1 protein-coding gene is annotated in these 333 nt (G+C 70.3%); it reads left to right on the forward strand.

All coding sequences use genetic code 11. The features are described from left to right. The coding region (locus ACYOEI_RS41225; RefSeq protein ID WP_462856495.1) for a DUF1501 domain-containing protein at window positions 1-333 on the forward strand (333 nt) is incomplete at both ends.

Here is a 333-nt window from a genome sequence, read left to right on the forward strand (position 1 = left end):
GTTGCGTCGAGGTCACGCTCGAAGGGTGGGACAGCCACGTCAACAACCACGCGATCCACAAGACCCGCGCCTCGGAGCTCGACCCGGCGCTCCACGCCCTGATCACCGACCTGAAGGACCGTGGCCGGCTCGACGAGACCGTCGTGCTCTGCACGGGCGAATTCGGCCGGAGCCCCAAGATCAACCTCGCCGGCGGCCGAGACCACTGGCCCAACGGCTTCAGCCTGGCGATCGCCGGCGGCGGCCTCCGCGGCGGCCACGTGATCGGCGAAACCGACCCCGAGGGCATCAAAGACCCCGTCGGCCGCCTCTCCATGGCCGACGTCCACGCCA

The sequence above is a fragment of the Singulisphaera rosea genome (assembly GCF_054877945.1).